This is a genomic window from Mycobacterium sp. UM_Kg1 (assembly GCF_000972925.1).
GTDB lineage: Bacteria > Actinomycetota > Actinomycetes > Mycobacteriales > Mycobacteriaceae > Mycobacterium > Mycobacterium hiberniae.
This window is the reverse complement of the sequence record NZ_JRMK01000016.1, coordinates 25,195-44,186: the sequence shown is the minus strand read 5'-3', so window position 1 is coordinate 44,186 and position 18,992 is coordinate 25,195. Positions and strand designations below refer to the sequence as shown.

Here is an 18,992-nt window from a genome sequence, read left to right as displayed (position 1 = left end):
GAGCGGTTATGAGACCACCGGCCACCCGACGGCGGGCTGCGCGGCCGTTGGCGGCTTCGGCCGGATCGGCGCGGTGCGCCTCGAGGTGCGGGCCGCTGGTCGGGCGGCCGGGCGGGCCCGGATCGGCTAGCGGGTCCTGGCATGCCCGACTCCCGAGTGCTGGCGCTGTGGTGCATGGACTGGCCCGCGGTCGCCGCGGCGGCCGCGGCGGGGTTGCCGCCCACCGCGCCGGTTGCGGTCACCCTGGCCAACCGGGTGATCGCGTGCTCGGCGGGCGCTCGCGCGGCGGGGGTGCGGCGTGGGCTGCGGCGCCGCGATGCGGCGGCCCGCTGCCCGGCATTGCACGTGGTGGCCGCCGACGCCGATCGTGATGCCCGGTTGTTCGAGCCGGTTCTTGCCGCGGTGGACGAGTTGATACCGTCCGCCGAGGTCTTGCGGCCCGGGCTGCTGGTGGTGTCGGTGCGCGGGGCGGTGCGGGCCTTCGGTTCCGAGGAACAAGCCGCCGAACGCCTCATCGACGCGGTCGGCGCGACCGATGTCGAATGCCAGGTTGGGATCGCCGACGGCCTCTCCACCGCCGTGCTCGCCGCGCGTGCCGGCGCCGTGGTGCCGCCCGGGAAAGACGCCCGGTTCCTGTCGGCGCTGTCGATCCGGCAGCTGGCCGCCGAGCCCAGTCTGTCCGGGCCGGGCCGGGACGCCCTGATCGACTTGCTGTGGCGCTTGGGCATTCGGACCATCGGGCAGTTCGCCGCGCTGCCCCGTTCGGATGTCACCTCGCGATTCGGCCCGGACGCGCTCGCCGCGCACCGGTTCGCCCGCGCCGAGCCGCAACGCGGACCGTCCGGGCGAGAGCCCGAACCGGACCTCGAGGCGGTGCTGCCGTGCGATCCGCCGATCGAGCGGGTAGACGCCGCGGCGTTTGCCGGGCGCTCGCTGGCGGCTGCCCTGCACCGGACGCTGATGGCCGCCGGCGTCGGCTGTACCCGGCTGGCCATTCACGCCGTCACCGCAACCGGAGAAGAGCTGACCCGGGTGTGGCGGTGCGCCGAGCCGTTGACCGAGGAGGCCACCGCGGACCGGGTGCGCTGGCAGTTGGACGGTTGGCTGAACAGCCGCGTCGCCGCCGACCGGCCCACCGGCCCGGTGACGCTGTTACGGCTGCAACCGGTGGAGGTGGCATCGGCGGTCGAGGCGCTGCAGCTGCCGCTCTGGGGTGGCCCCGGTGAGGAGGATCGGCTACGGGCCCGGCGTGCCTTGATCCGCGTGCAGAGCCTGCTCGGCCCCGAGGCGGTCCGGGTGCCGGTGCTCTCCGGTGGCCGCGGTCCCGCGGAGCGCATCACCTTGACCCCGCTGGGGGATGAGCCGGTGCCGCTGGCCGACCCGCGCCAGCCGTGGCCCGGTCGGCTCCCCGAGCCGTCGCCGGCGGTACTGCTCGACGATCCCGTGGAACTGCTCGATGCCGAACGTAATCCGATCCGGGTGAGCAGCCGGGGATTCTTCTCCGCCGATCCGGCGTGGTTGGTCGCGCGGGGGCGGGACGACGGGGTGCGCTGGTGGGCCGGGCCCTGGTTGGTCGACGAACGGTGGTGGGACCCGCAGCGGGAGGGTCCGGGGTCGGGGCGCACCGCCCGGGTCCAGGTGCTGCTGGGGGATGGGCCACCGAGCGCGGGGTCTGGGCAGGCGCTCCTGCTGTGCTACCGGCTGCGGCGGTGGTACCTGGAGGGGGTCTACGAATAACTCGGCGGGGCCGGTGCGGCGGTGTCAGCCCACTGCGCCGAGCGTGTAATCACGGCGAGAATCCGCCCCGAAAATCGCCCTGATTTCACGCTCGCGGCGGAGGGCAGGGCTACCGCGGCGCGGCATGGCGGGTCAGCCGACGCAGCAGTCGGCGAAGACGGGCAGTGTCACGAGCGCAGATTCACCAGTACACGCCCGGAACCAACCGCACCGCCCGTTTGACCGGGCGGGGCACCCGCACCCGGGGGATCGCCCGCGACGGCCGCTTGGGTCTGCGTGCCATCTGTCGACTGTGTTGTGCCGCAGCGGTTTGCGTGGTTTCGGGCAGTGCCACACCGCGCGCCGCGGCCGAGTCCGGGTAGCCCAGGTAGACCTGGTGCAGCACCCGGCGCGCCAACCGGGGGGTGAAGTAGTTGCCGGCTTCGGCCAGCGTCCCCAGCGGGGTGTCGATCCGGTCCGGCTTCTCGATCAGGCCGCGTACCACCATGGCCGCCGCGTGCTCGGCGCTGATCGCCCCGACCGGGAGCAGCTTGCCCGTCGGCGCGATCATCGGAGTGGCCACCAGGGGCATGTGGATGGTGGTGAATGTGATGTGCTCGGACAGGGTCTCGGTCGAGATCACGTCGGCGAACGCATCCAGCGCCGCCTTGGTGGGCACGTAGGCGCTGTAGCGCGGACTGTGCGCCAGGACTCCTTCACTGGAGACGTTGACGACGTGGCCGAACCGGCGTTCCCGCCAGTGCGGCAGCAACGCCAGCACCATGCGCACCGCACCGAAGTAGTTGACCGCCATCGTGCGCTCGTAGTCGTGCAGCCGCTCGGTGGAACTGGCCACCGAGCGGCGAATGGACCGGCCGGCGTTGTTCACCAGGTAGTCGACATGCCCGAACCGGCCCAGAATGTCCTTGACGGTGTGCTCCACCGATGCCGAATCGGTCACGTCACAGGTGAAGGCATGCGCCTGCCCCCCGCCGGCCCGGATCTCGGCCACCAGCTCGTCGAGCGCTGAGCCGCTGCGGGCCAGCGCGAAGACCGTGCCGCCGCGCTCGGCGACCGCGATGGCCGAGGCCCGGCCGATACCGCTGGACGCCCCGGTGATGACGACGTGCCGGCCGACCAGCGGGCCCGCCGGATCGTCGCGGCGAGCGCGGTCGGGATCCAGATGCTGCGCCCAGTACCGCCACAGCCTCGGTGCGTAGTCGCTGAACTCGGGCAGCCGGACACGCTGTCCCAGCGCCGCGCGGGTGGCGTCGGCGATGAACGTGGGCCGCAGTTCCACCAGATCGAGCACCTCGGCGGGAAGCCCCAGCTGGGTGGCCACCATGTTGCGCCATACCCGGGTGCGTCCGCCGACGTTGAGCACCGGGGCCGCCACCGCGGCGGGCAGCGTGGCGCGCAGCGGCGGAAGCCCGGCCTCTCGGGCAACGGCCCGATAGATATCAGGCAGTCCGATGGATCGCGGCGCGGTGAGGTGGAAGGTGCGCTCGTCGTATCCGTCGGCGTGCATCAACTCGATCAACGCATCAACGACGTAGTCGACCGGAACGACGTTGGTGCGTCCGGTGTCCGGTACCGCCATCGGGGTAAGCCGGGGCAGTGCGGCCAGCTTGGCCAGCAGCGGAAAGAAGTAGTACGGTCCGTCGACCTTGTCCATCTCGCCAGTGCGGGAATCGCCCACCACCACCGCCGGCCGGTATACCCGGTAGCGCAGTCCCGATGCTGAGCGCACCAGCGCTTCAGCCTCGAACTTGGTCTGGTGATAGGGCGTGGGCAGCTCCTGGCCGACGTCGAAATCATCTTCGGTGAACTCGCCGGCGAAATCGCCGGCGACCGCGATCGACGACACGTGCGACAAGGTGGCGCCCAGGCGTTTCGCCAGGCCGATCACCGCGCGAGTGCCCTCGACGTTGGCTGCCTGCTGTTCGGCCGCGCCGGCAGTGATGTCATAGATGGCCGCACAGTGCAGCACGTGGTCGATGTCGCCGAGTTCGGCGATCGCCGTGTCATTCAGCCCAAGGTTCTCGGCGGTCAGGTCGCCGACCAGCGGTTTGACCCGCTCGCCCCACGCCTGGTCGTCGGCGAGAGCTTCGAAGCGGCCCAGCGAGGCGCGGCGCACCAGCATCCACACCTGGGCCTCTGGCCTGGTCTCCAGCAGACGCGACACTGCTCGCCGCCCAATGAACCCGGTACCGCCGGTAACGACATAATGCATACCGGTCATGGTTACCGGTCGTGGGAGCTACGTCAACAGTGGAGTCGACAGCAGAGTCGACAGCGGGCCGGCGCCGATCACCGCCGCGCAGCGGACGCGGGGGAGAACGCGCGAATGCCGTCCCACTCCACAAGCGTCCAGCCGGTGGTCGGGCTGCCGGTGATCACCACCTTGGCGATGTTGGGCAGCGGGTGGTCGATGAGCAGCTCGTCGCGGGGGTTGCGGACGTTCATCAGAGTCCAGGTGGCGATGGACGCCCCGTGGGAAAACGCCACGGGATTCTTGTCGCCGGCGTTGTAGATCTGCTGGACCGCGGCGCCGAACTCGTCGTTGAACTGATTGCCGTCGATCGAGCCGGGGATGGTTGCGGTCCGCTCACCGTGAATCCAGGCCAGCGGGGCCAGCTGATACGGCGCGTGCGCGATCGAGTTGGGTTTGTCGCCGAACCACCCGGCGCTGATCTCGCGCAGCCCCGGCAGGATCTGCACCTGACGCCCAAGCTCGCGCGCCAGCGGCGCGGCGGTCTGTTGGGTGCGCACCATCGAGGAGGCGTAGACAGCGTCGTAATGGTTGCGCGAGAGCTGATTTGTCATCTCCTGGGCTTGAGCCCGGCCCTTGTCGGTCAGCCCGGGTCCGGGTACCGAGGTGTCGAGGATTCCGGCGGCGTTGGCTTCCGATTCGGCATGGCGTATCAGCGTCAGCGTGATGTTGCGCGAATGCGATGTCCCCGAGCAGCCACTGAGCACCAGCACTGCGGCCAGCGCCGCCGCCAGCAGTGCGAACAGGGTCCCGCCGCGGTTCAGAATGCCTTTCCCCATGCCGACAGCCTGCCGTGTGGATGGCGCTGACGGGACAGGTTCTGCTGAAATGGTGGGGCCGATTCGTCCGACGTGAGGAGAATCCGTGGCATTGGACCCGACGGCCATTGGCGCGACCGCAGACCCGATGACATTCGCATGGACCGAGCGCGACGCCATGCTCTATGCGCTCGGGGTCGGTGCCGGAACTGCTGATCTGGCGTTCACCACCGAGAACAGCCATGACACCCCGCAGCAGGTGCTGCCCACCTATGCCGTCATCTGCTGCATGGGCTTTGCCGCCGCCGGCAAGATCGGCACCTTCAACCCGGCGCTGCTGCTGCACGGATCCCAGGAGGTGCGACTGTTCGCGCCGCTTCCGCCCGCCGGAAGCCTGCAGGTGGTGGCCGAGGTCGCCGACATCCAGGACAAGGGCGAGGGCAAGAACGCCGTTGTGATGCTGCGGGCGCGCGGCACCGATTCGAAGACGTCCGAGCTGGTCGTTGAGACGCTGACCACCCTGGTGATCCGCAAAGCCGGCGGCTTCGGCGGGGAACCCGGGCAGCGGGCGGTCGCGCCGCAGATCCCCGACTCCGAACCGGATTCCCGCGTGGCATATGCGACCCGTGAGGACCAGGCGCTGCTCTATCGGCTCTCCGGCGACCGCAACCCGCTGCACAGCGATCCGTGGTTCGCCACCACGCTGGCCGGTTTCCCCAAGCCGATCCTGCACGGGCTGTGCACCTACGGTTTCGCCGGTCGAGCGCTGGTCGCCGAACTCGGCGACGGCGACGCCGGCCGGGTCAGCGCCATCTCGGCGCGGTTCACCGATCCGGTGTTCCCGGGGGAGACGCTGACCACTTCGATCTGGCGGACCGAGCCGGGCAAAGCGGTGTTCCGTACCGAGGCCGCCGGTCCCGACGGCGCCAACCCTCGGGTGGTGCTTGATGACGGCGCGGTGGAATACCGGGACTGATATTTTTTGGCCTGCTTGCCACTGTGATCACTTGTGTAACAGTGGTTTTAGGCTGTGGACAGCTTCGGCGGTTTGTCGGGGGTCGACGCTAGCATTAGCACATGCGTTCGAATGGCCGGGAAGCGATCGTTGAAGTCTTCGACGCGCTTTCGGCTGACCTGGATCGTGCGCTGGAACTGGACTTCGATGCCCTGACGCCACGGGAGTGTCTGGCACTGCTGCGCCGGTGCGAGCGGCTGCGGCGGCGCCTTCCCGCCGTCGAGCACCCGATGGTCAACCGGCTCGCCGCCACTGACCCGGCGGAGTTGGGCGGCAAATCCCGCTGGATACTCGCCGAGGAATTACGGATCAGCCGGGGTGAGGCGGGCCGCCGCATCACCGAAGCCGCCGAACTCGGCGACCGCCGCACCCTCACCGGCGAACCCCTGCAACCGATACTGCCCGCGGTGGCGGCAGCCCAACGCGCCGGGCAGATCGGCACCGCGCACATCGCGGTGATCCGCTCGTTCTTCGGCTATCTGCCCAGTGACATCGATGCCGGCACACTGACCCAGGCTGAACGCCACCTCACCGAGCTGGCAGGCCAGTACCGGCCCGAGCAACTCGCCAAACTCGCCCAACGCCTGGCCGACCATCTACACCCCGACGGCAACTACACCGACGAGCAGCGCGCCAAACGTCGGGGCCTGACACTCGGGCCCCAAGACCGTGACGGCATGACCCCCATCACGGGCCATCTGGATCCCCAGGCCCGCGCCACCCTCGACGCCGTCCTGGCCCGCTGGGCCGCTCCCGGCATGTGCAACCCCCACGATCAGACCCCGTGCACCGGCGGCACCCCCAGCCAAGCCGCCATCGACACCGACACCCGCAGCGCCGCCCAACGCAACCACGACGCCCTGACCGCCATGGGCCGCGCCCTGCTGGCCTCCGGAGAACTCGGCCAGCACAACGGATTACCCGCCACCCTCATCGTGTCCACCACTCTGGCCGAGCTGCAGGCCGGCATCGGTAAAGCCCACACCGGCGGCGGCACCTGGCTGCCCATGCGTGACGTGATCGCCCTGGCGTCACACGCCCACCACTACCTGTGCATCTACGACGGCGCCAAAGAGCTCGCCTTGTTTCACACCAACGCTTGGCCACGCCCGGGCAACGGATTGTGCTGTACGCCAAAGAGCGCGGGTGCTCGCACCCCGGCTGCCCCGTACCCGGCTACCTGTGCGAAGTCCACCACGACACCGACTACGCCAAAACCGGGCGCACCCTCATCAACGAACTGAGCCTGCGCTGCGGCCCCCACCATCAACTCATCACCACCGGAGGCTGGAAGACCCGCAAAACCCCCAACGGCACCACCCAAACCCTGCCCCCACCGCACCTCGACCACGGCCAACCCCGCACCAACCACTACCACCATCCGGAAAAATTACTGAGCCACAACGATTCCGGCGACCAGGAAGACGACGAAGATCCGTAGGCGCTTAGGTATTCCTAGCCGTTCTGCTGGTCCTTCTCGTGTGCCAGCGGCACGCTGAGCCGGAATGCTGCGCCGGCTTGCCTCGGCAGACACTCAAGGCTGCCGTGATGCGCCTGCGCCAGTGCCCTGGCGATCGGCAGGCCCAGACCGGCACCCCCGGAGTCGCGGTTACGCGCGTCGTCGAGGCGGACCAGTCGGTCGAACACCCGCTCGCAGTCGGAGTCGGGAATCCCAGGACCGGTATCGGTGACGGTCACTTCGGCGTGGTGTTCGCAGCGGCCGGTGTGCACGGTGATCTCGCCGCCCTGCGGGGTGTGCCGACAGGCGTTGTCCAGCAGGTTGGTCAGGATCTGCGCGATGCGTTGTGGGTCGGCATGCACCGGCAATGTCTGACCGTCCCCGTTGAGGCGCACAGTCAGGTTGGGGGCCAGCATCGCGGCACGCTCGACTTCGGCGGCCGCGATCTCGACCAAGTCGACGTTCTCGCAGCGCAGCGCCGCCCCGGCGTCGATGCGCGCTATATCAAGAAGGTCAGCGACCAGCCGAGCGGCGCGGCGGGTTTCGGCCGCGAGTAATGTCGCGAATCGACCTCTGCGAGCGGCATTTCCGGTGTTGGCGGCGAGTTGCTGTGCCAGGGCCTGGATCCCGGCGAGCGGAGTGCGCAGCTCGTGTGCGGCGTCGGAGAGAAAACGACGGGTATTGGCCTCGGCGCGCTGCGCGGAATCTGCGGCTTGACGCGCTTCGCGTTCGGCGTTTTCCAGAGCGTCGAGCATGCCGTCGAACGCGGCGGCGGCCTGTCCGAGCTCGGTGTGTGGCCGATCCGGGCGGAGTCGACGGCCCCGGTCGCCGTGGGCGATCAGCTGCGCAGTCGTGGTCATTCGCTGCAAGGGAGCAAGTGCCCGAGCGGCGGCGAGGCTGACGAGCAACGCGACCAACCCGAGCCCGATTGCGCCGCCGACGAGTAGGTCGTACCGCAGTTCCGAATGGCGGGCGCTGATAGCCGAGGTGTCGGCCACCAGGGTGAGTGTTGAACCGTCCGGCAGCGGGCGGGTCACTGTGGTGCTGGTCCATTCGCCGGGCGGCGGTGATGGCGGTCGTGGCGGCCCGCCGGGCGGGTGCGGGGGCCAGTGATGGCGCGGCGGTGGTGGTGGCGGTGGTGGCGGTGGTGGGGCGGGCCTAACGGTCAGGTCGCCGTAGGTGGTGCCATCCGGAGCGACTACCTGTACCCGGATGTCTTGGCCCTGTAATTGGGTGACAAGAGCGGCTGGACTCACCCCGGCGTCGACCAGATTGGTGGCACGGACGGCCGTGTTGTCGAGCCTGGTCCGTAGGTCACGGTTGAGTTGTGCGCCGACCAGCTGGTCGCCGGCCACGCCCAGCACGACCAACAGTGCTGCGATCACGCCGACCGTGGCAACCGTTGCTCGCCGGCGCAACGATGGTGTGGGTGTGCTCATGGGCGGGCTGGCGCCAACTGGTAGCCGACACCGCGGACGGTGTGCAGCATCCGCGGTCCGTGCGCCTCCAGCTTGCGACGTAGTCCGCTGACATAGACCTCGACAAGGTTGGCGTCGTAGGCGTCGTAGCCCCAGACCGCCGTCAGGATCCGATCCTTACTCATTGTTCGGCCGCGCTGCTCGGCGAGGTAGCCGAGCAGCTTGAGTTCGGTGCCCGTCAGCTCAATCACGGCACCCGCACGGCTCACCACCCCGGCCTCCATGTCGACCACCAAGTCGCCGATCTGTATCGCAGACGCCACCCGCCCGCGTCGTCGCAGTACCGCTGCGATACGGGACACCAGCTCTGCCAATTCGAACGGCTTGATCACATAGTCGTCGGCGCCGGTGTCCAGCCCGCGCAGTCGGTCCTCAAGTGCGTCTTTGGCGGTGAGCAGAATGATTCCGGTGTCGCCGTAGCCGCGCACCACATCGATCAGGGTGAACCCGTCCCGGCCTGGCAGCATCACGTCGAGAACCACCAAGTCCGGGCGGAACGCGGGCAATACGTGCTCCAGGCCGCGGCCGTCGACTCGACCCTCGCTGACGAAGCCGGCGTCGGCGAGCGCCGCCACCACGGTCTCGCGGATCGCGTCGGAGTCCTCAACCACCAGCACCCTGGGTGCGTTGTTGTGCACCTTGCCATTGTGACCGCTCGATCGCTGAGGCGGAGCTGAGCAATCGAGGCCCTGGCCCATCTTTTCAGCTGGGCTTCAGCATTGTGGCGCAACGTTGGTAGGGCAGTACAGACCTTGGCATTGCAGCGGTGCACGACGCACGGAGGACACCATGACTGAATCGGAACGCATCGAAGTGCCGGAACACATCGAAGTGCCGGAACGCATTGAACCGCCTAATCCCACGTTGACCCCTAACCCGACGCCATCACCCGACAAGCCGGCGCGGCCGGTGACCAATCGTCCGTGGTTCGCCCCGGTCGCCGCCGGTCTCGGCGGCCTGATCGTCGGTGGCCTTGCCGTCGCGGGCTGTGCGGGGCTGTTGGGCGTGGGTGGTCCTGGCCGATTGGCCGCTGCCCCAATCCCGCTCGCTGCCCCCGCGCCTCTTTGGCCGGCGCCGCCACCTCCGCCGGGGCCGCCGGGGCCGCCGCATCCGCCGGGGTGGGGACCGCCGCCTCCGCCGCCAGGGTGGGGACCGCCGCCGCCGCCTCCGCCGGGGTGGGGCGCGCCGGCACACCCCGGGCGAGGAGCACCGCAGCCCCCAGAGGGGGAAGCTCCGCAACACCCCGGGCGAGGAGTGCCGCCGTCTCCGGGCTGGGGGCCGCCACCTCCTGCGGGGCCCGCAACACCGCCTGAACCGCCGCGCTGATCCAGTCAGGTGACGGTGCTATTGCTCGCGGCGGTGGCCGCCCTTGCCTACCGGCTGGGCGCTCACCGCCGCGCAGACCATGACAACGCGAGGCCCTGGCTGCTGGCCGGCGGACCGGGCGGTGTGCTCAGCCTGCCAGGCGACTCGCCAGCCGCGCGGTGAACTCGGCGACCTGTGCGGGGCTGTCCAGCGCATACCGGGCGGCGGTCGCGCGATCGCCGTCGTCGTTGTGTCGCAACACTATTCCAGCACCTGACAGTTCGGATACCGCATCGAACGCGTCCTCGTCGGTGATGTCGTCGCCGAGAAACAGTGGTGTCCTCACTCCGGGCATCCGATCCAGCAGCCAGTGCAGTGTACGGCCCTTGTCCCAGTCGATCTCGGGGCGAAGCTCGATCACCTCGCGCCCGGTCGTGACCCGAAGTCCGTGGCGCCGACCGGTCTCACGCACCGCCGCCAACACCTGTCCGACCCGATCTCGGGCAGCGTTGCGGTAGTGTACGGCGACCGCAAACCGCTTGTTTTCCACCATGATTCCCGGGATGGAACCGAGTTGCTCAGTGAGCAAAACGGCTGCGTGAGCCAGTATCTGGACCGCATCGACGGCGGCGTCGTTCTGGTGGTGTGCCCCGTCGGGCCCGATCAGCTCGAAGCCGTGGCTACCCGCATACCAGATCCCGTCCAGCCCCACTCGGCTCCGTACATCGGCCAGGTCGCGACCGGACAGCACCGCGACCGGGCATTGGGCGGCCAAGGCCGCCAGTGCCTCCACGGCGCCGGAGACCGGCCGGGCAGCATCGGGATCGTCGACGATGTCGGAGAGCGTGCCGTCGAAATCGAAGAACACCGCGGGATGATCGAGGTCGTGCAACTCCGCAGCCATGGTCGCATCCGGCAACGCCGACATCGGCCGATCGCCGGTACGCACGTCGACCGCGCTCGGATCAGCGACCACTGCGTCACCGCCACCACACCCCACGCCGATCACCAGCGCGAATCCGGCACTGTGAGCGGCGATTACCACCGATTCGGAGTCGGTGAGCACCACGCACCGGCCCGGCCGAACCGCCAGCTCGGCGGCGGCGGCCACCAGTTCGGCGTCTGGACTGTCGCAGCAGTCGGGGTCCGCACCCACCCGCACGCCGGCGCGTCGAAGTCGCTCGGTCAACGCAGCCGTGTCGACGCCGCTGTCAAGGCGCAACAGCACCGCGTCATGCCGGCGCGGGTCGATCGTGACCGACATGCCAACCATGTCCACCACGGTGCCATAGCCGTGCTCCGATTAGCGTGGTAGGGGTCTAGAGAGGTCCCGGAACACAAGGAGCGCCCGATGTCGTCCACTCCCGGAATCCTGGTCGGTGTCGACGGGTCGCCGTCGTCGGCAGCGGCCGTCGATTGGGCGGCGCGCGACGCCGCGCTGCACAACCTGCCATTGACTCTGGTGCACGTGCTGGCCTCCCCGGTGGTGATGACGTTCCCCGAGACACCGATGCCGTCCGGCTACACCGAATGGCAGCGTGACCAAGGCGAACGACACCTGCGGGAGGCCGCCGAGATCGCCGCGGCGGCCGGGGCGACGCACGTCTCCGCGGAGATCGTGGTGGGTTCCACCGTCCCGATGCTGGTCGACATGAGCCGCGAGGCCGCCTGCCTGGTGGTCGGGTGCCGCGGGTACGGGCGGGTGCGCCGCCTGCTGCTCGGCTCGGTCAGCTCGTCACTGGTGCGGCACGCGCACTGCCCGGTCGCGGTCATCCACGAAGACCATCAGCACTCCGACACCGCTGCGGTGGTCGTCGGCATCGACGGCTCGCCGGTGTCGGAGGCGGCAACGGCGCTGGCGTTCGAAGAGGCATCGCTGCGCGGGGTGGAACTGATCGCGGTGTATGCCTGGCACGACACCGGACTGATGGACTTTCCCGGCCTCGACACCGCCGTGCTGGCGTCGGAAAGCGAATTGGCCCTGGCTGAGCGGCTGGCCGGCTGGCGGGAGCGCTACCCCGACGTCACCGTGCGTCGGGTGGTGGTCGACGACCGGCCCGCCGACCAGCTGATCGACCAGTCGCGGGCGGCCCAGCTGGTGGTGGTGGGCAGCCATGGCCGCGGCGGCTTCACCGGCATGCTGCTGGGCTCGGTCAGCCAGGAGGTGGTGCAGTCGGCACACGCCCCGGTCATCGTCGTGCGGCCGGTCTGACCGACCCCTCAGCTCACCGAGACGGGTTCGGTCTCCGCGCGCAGCGCCGCGACCTGCCGCGCCGTCGGCGACGGCCGCAAGGGCACCCGTTGCGGCCACCAGAACCAGCGGCCCAGCAGGGCGGCGATCGACGGCGTCATGAATGACCGGATCACCAGGGTGTCGATGAGCAGACCCAGCCCGATGGTGGAGCCCACCTGACCGATCACCTTCAGTTCGGAGACGACCATCGACATCATCGTGAATGCGAACACCAGGCCCGCCGAGGTGACGACGGAGCCACTGCCGCCCATGGCGCGAATGATGCCCGTCTTCAGACCGCCGTGCAGCTCTTCCTTCATCCGGGAGACCAGCAGCAGGTTGTAGTCCGAACCGACCGCCAGCAGGACGATCACCGACATCGCCAGCACCATCCAGTGCAGGTGCAGGCCGATGATGTGCTGCCAGATCAGCACCGAGAGCCCGAACGAGGTGCCCAGCGAGAGCAGCACCGTACCGACGATCACCGCTGAGGCCACCACCGCGCGGGTGATCAACAGCATGATGATGAAGATCAGGCACAACGAGGCGATGCCGGCGATGATCAGGTCATAGTTCGACCCGTCCTTCATGTCCTTGAACGTGGCCGCGGTGCCGCCGAGATAGACCTTGGCGCCCTCCAGGGGGGTGCCCTTGAGCGCTTCGTGCACGGCGTGTTTGATCGGCGCGACGTGCGAGATGCCCTCCTCGGACATCGGGTCGCCCTCGTGGGAGATGATGAACCGCACCGAATGCCCGTCGGGGGACAGGAACATCTTCATGCCGCGCTTGAAGTCGGGGTTGTCGAACGCCTCCGGGGGCAGGTAGAACGAGTCGTCGTTCTTGGACTCGTCGAACGCCTTACCCATGGCGTTCTGGCCCTCCATCATCTTCTCCATCTGCAGCTGCAGGCCCTCCATGGTGGACTGCATCTTCAGCTGGGTGACCCGCATATTCGACATCGTCTCGATCATCGGCGGCATGATCTCGAGCATCCGCGGCATCAGCCGGTCGAGGTTGTCGATGTCAGGCAGCACCCGCTCGAAATCCTCGGTCATCTGGTCGAGGCCATCCATCACGTCGAAGATCGACCGGATCGACCAGCAGATCGGGATGTCGAAGCAGTGCGGCTCCCAGTAGAAGTAGTTACGCATCGGGCGCCACATGTCGTCGAAGTCGGCGATCGAGTCGCGCATCTTCTGGATGTCGTCGAGCATTTCGTGCATCTTGACGTCCATGCTGTGCGTGGTCGCCGACATCTCCCGGGTGACTTCGAGCATCTGCTTCATGCTGTCGATGGAGACCTGCATGTCGTCGCCCATCTTGAGCATGTTCTTCATGCTGTCGAGCATGTACTTCATGTTCAGCTGCTGGGTGGTGCCCTGCATGCTCATCGCGAACGGGATGGTGGTGTGTTCGATCGGCGTGCCCAGCGGCCGGGTGATGGTCTGCACCCGCCCGATGCCCGGCACCTCGAACACCCGCTTGGCGATCCGGTTGATCACCAGGAAGTCGGCCGGGTTGCGCAGGTCGTGGTCGGTCTCGATCATCAGCAGTTCCGGACTCATCCGGGCCTGGGAGAAGTGCCGGTCCGCAGCGGCGTAGCCGATGTTTGCCGGCACATAATCCGGCAGGTAGTCGCGGTCGTTGTAGTTGGTCCGATACCCGGGCAGGGTGAGCAGCCCGACCAGGCAGACCGCCGTGGTGGCCACCAGCACCGGTCCCGGCCAGCGCACGATCATCGCCCCGATGCGCCGCCAGGTGCGGATCCGCATGGCCCGCTTGGGCTCCAGCATGCCGAAGCGGCTGGCGACCGCCACCACCGCGGAGCCGAAGGTGAGCGCCGCGAGGACCACGACCATCATGCCGATCGCCAGGGGCACGCCCAGCGACTGGAAATAGGGCAGTCGGGTGAAGTGCAGGCAGAAGGTCGCGCCGGCGATGGTCAGCCCCGAGCCCAGGATCACGTGGGCGGTGCCGTGATACATGGTGTGGAAGGCGGACTCTTTGTCCTCGCCGAGCGCTCGGGCCTCCTGGTAGCGGCCGAGCAGGAAGATCGCATAGTCGGTGGAGGCGGCGATCGCCAGGGTCACCAGCAGGTTCACCGCGAACGTCGACAGGCCGATGATGTTGTAGTAGCCCAACACGGCCACCACGCCGCGGGCCGCGCTCAGCTCGAAGACCACCATGCCCAGCACCAACAGCACCGTGCCGATCGACCGGTAGATGCTCAGCAGCATGGTGATGATCACCACGAACGTCAGCGCGGTGATGAGCTTGAGGCTCTTGTCGCCGGCAATGTGCTGATCGGCATTGAGGGCGGCCCCGCCGGTGACGTAGGCGTGCACCCCCTCGGGGGCCGGGGTCTCGGCGATGATCTTCTGTACGGCCTCGACCGACTCGTTGGCCAGGGTCTCGCCCATATTGCCGGCCATGTACACCTGGACATAGGCGGCTTTGCCATCCGGGCTCTGCGACCCCGCAGCAGTCAGCGGGTCGCTCCAGAAGTCCTGGACGTGCTCGATATGGACGTGATCGGCCTCCATCTTGGCGACCAACTCGTCGTAGTACTGGTGTGCCTCATCACCCAATGGCTGGTCGCCTTCGATGACCACCATGCCCGAGCTGTCCGACTTGAACTCGTCGAACACCTTGCCGATGCGCATCATCGCGATCATCGACGGAGCGTCGTGGGGAGCCATCGACACCGCCCGCATCTTCCCGACCTCGTCGAGCTGCGGCACGATGACGTTCACCAGCACGGTGATCGCCACCCAGGCCAGGATGATGGGCACCGCCAGCCGGCGGATCCACGCCGGAATCCCGCCCCGCTTGGGCGGTTGGGTGACCGGCAGCGTGTCGGTGGGGGTGTCGGAGCCGGTGTGGTCGCTCATGCGGATTTCACAATGCAGAAGGTCTGGGCGCTGACGGGGCTGCTGGAGATGCGTTCTTCTTTGAGTTCCCCGTCGATGGTGACGCGGCAGCCGATGGTGGTGCCGTCACCTTGGGCGACGATGTTCGGACTCACCGCGGGGTTGGTGGTCGACAGGGTCAGCGACCACGGCAGGGGAGCGCCGTCGAGCCGCTGCGGCGTGGCGTCGAGGTCGAGGTAGTTGATGTCGGCGTAGGTCCCGTCCGGGCTGAAGATGTCGTAGACCACGACCTTGGGATGGAACGGTTTGGTGTCCTCGAACGGCACGGTGGAACTGCTGCTGTCGTCGGCTCCGAAGAAGCCCCGGACTCGCTGCACAGTGAACCCCCCTACCGCGAGAACTACGACGATGAGCAGGGGTAACCACGCGCGTCTGACAGCGCCGAACATGAATGCAGTGGCCCTTTCGCATCGTGCCGGAATCTGACACAGATTAGTGCATCAAAGTTCTTTTTCACACCCAGCGGGTCCGTTTTCGCACATACGTTCGATATCCTGAGGGGTGTGGGCTGGAGCAGTGGGCCGCCGAGCTGGGCGGAAATGGAGCGGGTGCTCGATGGTAAGCCTCGTCACACCGGTGATACGGGTGATGTGGCAGCGCATCTCGGTACGTCGAACCCGCAGGTCGAGCGCATCCGGCCGGCCGGGCCCACGGTGCCCTATGCCGAGCTGCACGCGCATTCGGCATACAGCTTTCTCGACGGCGCCAGCACCCCGCAGGAGCTGGTCGCCGAGGCCGCACGGCTGGGTCTGCGGGCGATCGCGCTGACCGACCACAACGGTTTGTACGGGGTGGTGCGGTTTGCCGAGGCGGCTGCCGAACTGCAGGCCGCGGGCCTGGAGATCGGCACGGTGTTCGGCGCCGAGTTGTCACTGGGACCCGCCGCTGCCTCCCCTTCTCTCAAGGCCCGGACCGACGACCCGGATCCACCCGGCCCGCATCTGCTGGTGCTGGCCCGCGGTCCGGAGGGTTACCGGCGGTTGTCGCGGCAGATCGCCGCCGCCCATCTGGCCGGCGAAAAAGGCAGGCCGCGTTTCGATCTGGACGCGCTGACCGAGGCGGCAGGCGGGCATTGGCACATTCTGACCGGGTGCCGTAAAGGGCACGTCCGTCATGCGCTGGCCACCGGCGGCCCGGACGCGGCCGCCGCTGCGCTGGCCGACCTGGTGGACAGGTTCGGCGCGGCGCGGGTCAGCGTGGAGCTGACCCGGCATGGGGAACCGTGCGACGACGAGCGCAACGCCGCGCTGGCCGGCCTGGCGCCCAGGTTCGGGGTGGGCCTGGTGGCCACCACCGGCGCGCATTTCGCCCGGCCGGAGCGGGGCCGGCTGGCAATGGCGCTGGGCGCGGTGCGGGCGCGCCAGTCGCTGGACGCCGCCGCCGGCCGGCTGGCTCCGCTCGGCGGCTCGCACCTGCGCTCCGGCGCGGAGATGGCCCGATTGTTCGCGGCGCATCCGGCGGCGGTGCCGGCGGCAGCCGAACTCGGCGAACAGTGCGCCTTTCCGCTGATGCTGATCGCCCCACGGCTGCCGCCGTTTGCCGTACCGGACCCGCACACCGAGGACAGCTGGCTGCGGCAGCTCACCCTGGACGGCGCCGCCGGGCGCTACGGCCCGCCCGGGCGCGCGCCGGCTGCTTACGCCCAGATCGAACGCGAGCTGGAAGTCATTGCCCAACTGGGATTTCCGGGATACTTCCTGGTGGTACACGACATCACCCAGTTCTGTCGGCGCAGCGGAATCCTTTGTCAGGGCAGGGGGTCGGCGGCCAACTCCGCGGTCTGTTACGCCCTGGGTATCACGGCGGTCGATCCGGTGGCCAACGGGCTGCTGTTCGAGCGCTTTTTGTCCCCGGCCCGTGACGGTCCGCCCGACATCGACATCGACATCGAGTCCGACGAGCGCGAAAAGGTGATCCAGTACGTCTACGACAAATACGGGCGTGACCACGCCGCTCAGGTGGCCAACGTCATCACCTACCGGGGGCGCAGTGCCGTGCGGGACATGGCCCGCGCGCTGGGTTATTCGCCGGGGCAGCAGGACGCCTGGAGTAAGCGGCTGAGCCGATGGGGCCGGCCTGGCCGGGAGGACTCCGATCTTGAGGGCATCCCCGAACAGGTGATCGAGCTGGCCGACCAGGTCGCCGATCTGCCGCGGCACCTGGGCATCCACTCCGGAGGCATGGTGATCTGTGATCGCCCGATTGCCGACGTGTGCCCGGTGGAGTGGGCTCGGATGGCCGGGCGAAGCGTGCTGCAGTGGGATAAAGATGACTGCGCGGCAATCGGTTTGGTGAAGTTCGACCTACTTGGCCTGGGAATGCTGTCGGCATTGCACTATGCGATCGACCTGGTGGCACAGCATTGCGGCGTCGAGGTGGATCTGGCCGCGATCGATCTGTCCGAGCCGGCGGTGTATGAGATGCTGGCGCGCGCCGACACCGTCGGGGTGTTCCAGGTCGAGTCGCGCGCGCAGATGGCCACCCTGCCACGGCTGCGCCCCCGGGTGTTCTACGACCTGGTGGTGGAGGTGGCGCTGATTCGCCCCGGGCCGATCCAAGGCGGTTCGGTGCATCCCTACATCCGTCGCCGCAACGGTATCGACCCGGTGACCTATGAGCATCCGTGTATGGAGAGAGCTCTGCGCAAAACCCTGGGAATTCCGCTGTTTCAAGAACAGCTGATGACGCTGGCGGTCGACTGCGCCGGGTTCACCGCGGGCGAGGCCGACCAGCTGCGCCGGGCCATGGGCTCCAAACGATCACCGGAGCGGATGCGCCGGTTGCGCGACCGGTTCTACGACGGCATGGCTCAGTGCCACGGCATCACCGGCGAGGTGGCGATGAGGATCTACGAGAAGCTGGAAGCCTTCGCCAACTACGGATTTCCGGAGAGTCACGCGATGAGCTTCGCATCGCTGGTGTTCTACTCGGCCTGGTTCAAGCTGCACTACCCGGCGGCGTTCTGCGCCGCGCTGCTGCGGGCACAGCCGATGGGTTTCTACTCACCGCAGTCGCTGGTCGCCGACGCCCGCCGGCACGGCGTGGTGGTGCATCGCCCGGATGTCAACGCCAGCCTGGCGCACGCGACCCTGGCCGAGGCCGGAACGCAGGTCCGGCTCGGGCTGGGTGCGGTGCGGGGCATCGGCACCGACCTCGCCGAGCGGCTGGTGGCCGACCGCCAGGCCCACGGTCCGTTCGCGTCGATGCTGGATCTAACTGCGCGGGTTCAGCTTTCAGTGCCACAGGTCGAGGCGCTGGCGACCGCCGGGGCGTTCGCCGGGTTCGGGCTGTCACGCCGGGAGGCGCTGTGGGCGGCCGGGTCGGCGGCGGGGCAGCGTCCCGACCGGCTGCCCGGGGTGGGTGTCGCGACGCACACCCCGGCCCTGCCCGGCATGAGCGAGATCGAGCTGTCCGCCGCCGACGTATGGGCCACCGGGATCTCCTGTGACAGCTTCCCGACCCAGTTCCTGCGCGCGGATCTCGACGCACTCGGGGTGATTGCGGCCGGCGGCCTGAGTGCCGTCGCGGACGGTACCCGCGTGCTGGTGGCCGGAGCGGTGACCCACCGGCAACGGCCGGGGACCGCCCGCGGGGTCACGTTCATCAATCTCGAGGATGAGACCGGGATGGTCAATGTGCTGTGCACACCGGGGGTGTGGGCCCGGTATCGACGGCTGGCCCAGACCGCGACGGCGCTGCTGATCCGCGGCCGGGTGCAGAACGCCAGCGGGGCGGTCACCGTGCTGGCCGATCGGCTGGGCGCCCTGGAGCTGGCCGTGCGTTCGCGGTCCCGGGATTTTCGGTAGGGGTACGAAAAAGGGCGGAA

12 protein-coding genes and 1 pseudogene are annotated in these 18,992 nt (G+C 68.5%); 6 read left to right on the top strand and 7 right to left on the bottom strand.

Translation table 11 applies throughout. The features are described 5' to 3' along the window. Both LI92_RS24595 and LI92_RS04400 read left to right on the top strand, forming a co-directional pair. The coding region (locus LI92_RS24595) for an Rv3395c family protein (protein ID WP_502691395.1) at positions 1-130 on the top strand (130 nt) is incomplete at its 5' end. Positions 131-141: 11 nt separating this feature from the next. Beyond that, a complete protein-coding gene (locus tag LI92_RS04400; protein ID WP_046316340.1) occupies positions 142-1,737 on the top strand; it encodes a DNA polymerase Y family protein in 1,596 nt (531 codons plus the stop codon). A 181-nt stretch (positions 1,738-1,918) separates the two neighbouring features. Here the strand turns inward: LI92_RS04400 and LI92_RS04395 are convergent, their stop codons facing one another. Both LI92_RS04395 and LI92_RS04390 read right to left on the bottom strand, forming a co-directional pair. Then, entirely contained in the window at positions 1,919-3,949 is a 2,031-nt protein-coding gene (locus tag LI92_RS04395) for an SDR family oxidoreductase (RefSeq protein ID WP_046316356.1), read from the bottom strand. A gap of 77 nt (positions 3,950-4,026) precedes the next feature. After that, positions 4,027-4,767, bottom strand: coding sequence for a histidine phosphatase family protein (locus tag LI92_RS04390; RefSeq protein ID WP_046316338.1), 741 nt, complete (start codon positions 4,765-4,767; stop codon positions 4,027-4,029). Between the two features lie 85 nt (positions 4,768-4,852). Between LI92_RS04390 and LI92_RS04385 the strand changes: the two genes are divergently transcribed. Together LI92_RS04385 and LI92_RS04380 are read left to right on the top strand one after the other, a co-directional pair. Further along, positions 4,853-5,722, top strand: coding sequence for a MaoC/PaaZ C-terminal domain-containing protein (locus LI92_RS04385; protein WP_046316336.1), 870 nt, complete (start codon positions 4,853-4,855; stop codon positions 5,720-5,722). A gap of 101 nt (positions 5,723-5,823) precedes the next feature. Further along, a pseudogene (locus LI92_RS04380) lies at positions 5,824-7,202 on the top strand (HNH endonuclease signature motif containing protein). A gap of 14 nt (positions 7,203-7,216) precedes the next feature. On the opposite strand, the gene LI92_RS04375 reads toward LI92_RS04380, so the two are convergent. The 3 genes from LI92_RS04375 to otsB all read right to left on the bottom strand — a co-directional run bounded on the left by LI92_RS04375 (position 7,217) and on the right by otsB (position 11,267). Beyond that, positions 7,217-8,659, bottom strand: coding sequence for a sensor histidine kinase (locus tag LI92_RS04375; protein WP_046316334.1), 1,443 nt, complete (start codon positions 8,657-8,659; stop codon positions 7,217-7,219). Then, entirely contained in the window at positions 8,656-9,396 is a 741-nt protein-coding gene (locus tag LI92_RS04370) for a response regulator transcription factor (protein WP_082109544.1), read from the bottom strand. Before LI92_RS04370 ends, LI92_RS04375 begins: the two co-directional genes overlap by 4 nt. A gap of 755 nt (positions 9,397-10,151) precedes the next feature. Then, positions 10,152-11,267: a trehalose-phosphatase gene (gene otsB / locus LI92_RS04365; protein WP_046316353.1), complete on the bottom strand. Its 1,116-nt coding sequence runs from the start codon at positions 11,265-11,267 to the stop codon at positions 10,152-10,154. A gap of 87 nt (positions 11,268-11,354) precedes the next feature. Between otsB and LI92_RS04360 the strand changes: the two genes are divergently transcribed. Continuing rightward, positions 11,355-12,215 (top strand): universal stress protein, encoded by an 861-nt coding sequence (locus LI92_RS04360; protein WP_046316331.1) that lies wholly within the window; start codon positions 11,355-11,357, stop codon positions 12,213-12,215. A gap of 8 nt (positions 12,216-12,223) precedes the next feature. Here LI92_RS04360 and LI92_RS04355 read toward each other — a convergent pair whose 3' ends face one another. Further along, positions 12,224-15,127 (bottom strand): MMPL/RND family transporter, encoded by a 2,904-nt coding sequence (locus LI92_RS04355; RefSeq protein ID WP_046316328.1) that lies wholly within the window; start codon positions 15,125-15,127, stop codon positions 12,224-12,226. Further along, on the bottom strand, positions 15,124-15,555 hold the full coding sequence (locus LI92_RS04350; RefSeq protein WP_046316326.1) for an MmpS family transport accessory protein: 432 nt from the start codon (positions 15,553-15,555) through the stop codon (positions 15,124-15,126). The genes LI92_RS04355 and LI92_RS04350 overlap by 4 nt, the downstream gene beginning before the upstream one ends. A gap of 114 nt (positions 15,556-15,669) precedes the next feature. Here LI92_RS04350 and LI92_RS04345 point away from each other — a divergent pair, with 114 nt between their 5' ends. Further along, positions 15,670-18,972: an error-prone DNA polymerase gene (locus LI92_RS04345; RefSeq protein WP_046316324.1), complete on the top strand. Its 3,303-nt coding sequence runs from the start codon at positions 15,670-15,672 to the stop codon at positions 18,970-18,972. The last annotated feature ends 20 nt before the right edge of the window (positions 18,973-18,992 follow it).

What these genes read in the sequence shown, in the direction of transcription:
- otsB (WP_046316353.1), bottom strand. Translation starts at nt 11,267, where the DNA reads ATGTCGGTCACGATCGACCCGCGCCGGCATGACGCGGTGCTGTTGCGC.
- LI92_RS04355 (WP_046316328.1), bottom strand. Translation starts at nt 15,127, where the DNA reads ATGAGCGACCACACCGGCTCCGACACCCCCACCGACACGCTGCCGGTC.
- LI92_RS04370 (WP_082109544.1), bottom strand. Translation starts at nt 9,396, where the DNA reads ATGGGCCAGGGCCTCGATTGCTCAGCTCCGCCTCAGCGATCGAGCGGT.
- LI92_RS04390 (WP_046316338.1), bottom strand. Translation starts at nt 4,767, where the DNA reads ATGGGGAAAGGCATTCTGAACCGCGGCGGGACCCTGTTCGCACTGCTG.
- LI92_RS04395 (WP_046316356.1), bottom strand. Translation starts at nt 3,949, where the DNA reads ATGCATTATGTCGTTACCGGCGGTACCGGGTTCATTGGGCGGCGAGCA.
- LI92_RS04360 (WP_046316331.1), top strand. Translation starts at nt 11,355, where the DNA reads ATGTCGTCCACTCCCGGAATCCTGGTCGGTGTCGACGGGTCGCCGTCG.
- LI92_RS04350 (WP_046316326.1), bottom strand. Translation starts at nt 15,555, where the DNA reads ATGTTCGGCGCTGTCAGACGCGCGTGGTTACCCCTGCTCATCGTCGTA.
- LI92_RS04375 (WP_046316334.1), bottom strand. Translation starts at nt 8,659, where the DNA reads ATGAGCACACCCACACCATCGTTGCGCCGGCGAGCAACGGTTGCCACG.
- LI92_RS04400 (WP_046316340.1), top strand. Translation starts at nt 142, where the DNA reads ATGCCCGACTCCCGAGTGCTGGCGCTGTGGTGCATGGACTGGCCCGCG.